General features: G+C 68.4%; 4 protein-coding genes. 2 read left to right on the top strand and 2 right to left on the bottom strand.

The window, feature by feature from the left end; translation table 11 throughout:
* Window positions 1–109: 109 nt before the first annotated feature.
* Window positions 110–328, top strand: coding sequence for a hypothetical protein (locus tag NON00_RS24190; RefSeq protein ID WP_256025357.1), 219 nt, complete (start codon window positions 110–112; stop codon window positions 326–328).
* Window position 329: 1 nt separating this feature from the next.
* On the top strand, window positions 330–722 hold the full coding sequence (locus NON00_RS24195; RefSeq protein ID WP_256025358.1) for a type II toxin-antitoxin system HicB family antitoxin: 393 nt from the start codon (window positions 330–332) through the stop codon (window positions 720–722).
* A gap of 280 nt (window positions 723–1,002) precedes the next feature.
* On the opposite strand, the gene NON00_RS24200 is transcribed toward NON00_RS24195, so the two are convergent.
* On the bottom strand, window positions 1,003–1,386 hold the full coding sequence (locus NON00_RS24200) for a cytochrome c family protein (protein ID WP_256025359.1): 384 nt from the start codon (window positions 1,384–1,386) through the stop codon (window positions 1,003–1,005).
* Window positions 1,386–3,529, bottom strand: a 2,144-nt coding sequence (locus tag NON00_RS24205) for a molybdopterin cofactor-binding domain-containing protein (RefSeq protein WP_256025360.1), incomplete at its 5' end; no start/stop codon positions are given. The genes NON00_RS24205 and NON00_RS24200, both read right to left, overlap by 1 nt.

Here is a 3,529-nt window from a genome sequence, read left to right on the forward strand (position 1 = left end):
CGTGAAAACCTGATTGTCGCTGCTCTCCACCATGCCCAGAACATGGGAACAGCATTCAAGCTCTAACAGGCCTTAGGGCGAAGAGATTTGGGCAGGAGGGGAGACAGGTATGGAAAACGAACATTCGGACGCAGAGTTGTTCCGCGCGAAGCTGGAGGAATTAGACATGACTCAAGCCAGTTTCGCGCGCTGGATGTTGGAGCATGGAGACAACAGGCCCATCCAAACAATCGCTCGCAATGTCCGCCGCATCGCAAATGGCGAAGCGAAACTCTCTGGCGAAATGCGGATTATTCTCCATTTTGCTTCTCAGGCTCAGGGAAAATAAAATGGCCATCAGGTATTATGTCGCGATTCTGGAGCGCCTGCGTGATGGTTTTTCCGTCCACTTTCCCGACATCGGCGGATGTACGTCAGCAGGCAACACGGTGGAGGAAGCCGCGGCCAATGCAGAGCAGGCTCTCGCGATGCATCTTGGCTCCATGCTCCGTGATGGGGACGATATCCCCCCGCCGCGCCCGATCGAGCAGATTCCGCATGACCCGGAGGTTGATGAATATATGCGCCTCCTGGTGAGGGCGGATCTGCCGGGTAAAGCGATCCGCATCAATATCACCATGGATGAAGGGCTTCTGGCAGCTGTGGATGCCGCCGCGAAGCGGCAGGGGCAAACCCGCTCGGGTTTCCTGGCGGAGGCCGCACGCGTGGCGCTGCGGGCCTGAGCATGCCTGTTGCCCCATCAGCGCCACGCCCTATGGCCTTTACCCGATCTGGCGCCTGGTCGCTTGAGGGCGATATGACGGATTGGGGTCTGGGTGTATTCTCAAATAAGCACTTAAGAATCTTCTTTTTCTGAAGAAAAAGAAGCAAAAAGACTTTTTCAGTCTGGCGTCCCGCCTCGGGGCCATTGGCGGGACGCCAGCTGAAAAAGTTTTTTGGTTCTTTTTTTTAAAAAAGAACGAAGACTCTTGCGCTTTTCAGGCTTGGACCTTGGTCAGCGCCTCACGGCACCTGGGTGGCCAGGAAGGCGATGAGGTCCTTGCGGTCCTGCTCGGCATTGACGCGCTGCACCATGCGGGTGCCGGGCACCATGCCGGTCGGGTTGGCCAGGAAGGCGTCGAGCGTCTCGGCATCCCAGGTCTTGCCGGCGCCTTTCAGCGCGGCGGAGTAGTTGAAGCCCTGCACCGCGCCGGCGGCGCGGCCAGACACGCCCTGCAGCGTGGGGCCGACGCCGTTGCGCGGCTGCGCGACCTGGTGGCAGGCCGAGCAGGTGCGCTGGAAAATGGTACGGCCCCGGGCGGCGTCGCCATCCTCCGCGCGGGCGGAGGAGGGCAGCACCGCCGCGCCAAGCAGCGCGGCCAGGGCAAGAAGGCGAACAGCAGTCATCAAGCGGCTCCGAGCCGGGTCTTGGACAGGGGAAGGCTGCGGATGCGCTGCCCGGTCAGCGCCGCAACGGCATTGGCGACCGCCGGCGGCACACCGGGCAGGCCCGGCTCGCCGATCCCGCCCATCGGCGCGCCGCTCTCGACGATTCGCACATGCACCCTTGGCATACGCTCCGGCGGCAGGATGGGGTAGCCGTCGAAGTTGCGCGCCTGGGGCTCACCCTTCTCGTAGACCACTTCTTCCAGCAGGGCGGAGGAGAGGCCGAGGGCCACGGCGGAATTCACCTGGGCCTCGATGATCGCCGGGTTGACCATGCGGCCGGGGTCGATCGCCACCCAGACATCATGCACCACCACGGCGCCGTCCTTCACCGAGGCCTCGGCGATGGTCGCGACCTCGGAGCCGAAGGGCGAGGCCATGGCGACGCCGCGCGCGCGCCGCGTGCCATCGGCGGCGGTGAAGGGGCCGCGCTTCCAGCCGCCCGAGAGATCGGCCACCGCCTCCAGCAGCGCCTTGTGGCGCGGCTTCCCGGCGAGGAGGCGCAGGCGCAGGGCATAGGGGTCCTGCCCGCCGGCATCGGCGACCTCGTCGAGGAAGCCTTCATAGAAGAAGTCGTTCATCGAGTGGCCGACGGAGCGCCAGAAGCCGATCACCGGCGGGTGCTTCACCGGCACCTGGACGATGCGGCGGTTGGCGATGGCATAGGGCTTCTCGGCGATGCCCTCGACCACCGAGGGGTCCGCCGCGCCGGGCTTGCCGCCGAAATAGCGGCCCACCGGGCCTTCGCCCACCGCCTCGACTTCCAGCGCTACGGGCAGGCCATCGGCGCCGAGGCCGGCGCGGAAGCGGGCGAGGCCCATGGGGCGCAGCGCATCGCGCAGGAATTCCTCCTCGCGCGACCAGATCACCTTCACCGGGCGGCCCACCGCCTTGGCCAGCAGGATGGCCTGGGGGTAGGGGCTGGCGGCATCATAGGTGAAATGCCGGCCGAAGAAGCCGCCCAGCAGCGGCGAATGGATCATCACCTTCTCCGGCGCGATGCCGGCGACCCGGGCGGCGATGGCCTGGAACATCTCCGGCGCCTGGTTGGGCATCCAGAGTTCCAGCGCGCCATCCTCCTTCCACGCGGCGATGGCCGAGGGCGGCTCCAGCTGGCCATGCGCCAGGAAGGGGGCGTCATAGGTGGCCTCGACCACGCGGGCGGCGCCCTTCAGGGCGGCGGCGGTATCGCCATGCACCTCGCCGGGCAGCGGGTCCGCCTTGGCGGCGGCCATCGCCTCGCGGTGGGCGGCGGAGGAGAAATCGGCCGGCATGGGCAGGCGCGCGCCGGGGGCGGGGTCGGCCCAGGTGACCTGGAGCGCCTCCACCGCGCGGCGGGCGCGCCACCAGCGATCGGCCAGCACGGCCACGGCGCCGGGCAGGCGGTGGATGGAGTGGACGCCCGGCATGGCCTTCACCTCCGCCTCATTGGCGAAGGCACCCGGCTCGCCGCCCAGGCGCGGGGCGTGCTGGATGGCGGCCTGCAGCATGTTCGCGACCGTCAGGTCGATGGCGTATTTCGCCTGGCCGGTGGATTTGTCGCGCACATCCAGCCGGGGGACGGGCTTGCCGATCCAGCGGAAATCCTTCTCGGCGCGGAGCGGCACGCCCTCGGGCACCGGCAGGGCGGCGGCCCCGGCGGCCAGGGTGCCGTAGTCCAGCGCGCGGCCGGAGGCGGCATGGACGACGCGGCCCGGCTGGGTCGAGAGGCTGTCCAGCGGCACGCCGAGGCGGGTGGCGGCGGCCTGCATCAGCATGTGGCGGGCGCTGGCGCCGAGCTGGCGCATGGTGGCGTAGCTGCTGCGGGTGGAGAAGCTGCCGCCGGTGATGCGCCGGCCGCCCACCACGGCGTAATCCGCCCCCGGCGGGGCGCATTCCACGGTGAAGCGGGCGGGCTCCACATCCAGCTCCTCGCCGACGATCTGGGCCATGGCGGTCGCGATGCCCTGGCCGCCCTCGACGAAGGGGCTGCGGAACAGCACGCTGCCATCGGCGCGGATTTCGAGGAAGGCGGGCACGCGGGTGCCGGGCTTCACGGCGCCGGCCGGGGCGGCGGCCTGGGCGCGGGCGGCGCGGCCGGGCAGGGCGACGCCCAGCACCAGCG

It is taken from the genome of Roseomonas sp. GC11 (assembly GCF_024437745.1).
Taxonomy (GTDB): Bacteria; Pseudomonadota; Alphaproteobacteria; order Acetobacterales; family Acetobacteraceae; genus Pseudoroseomonas.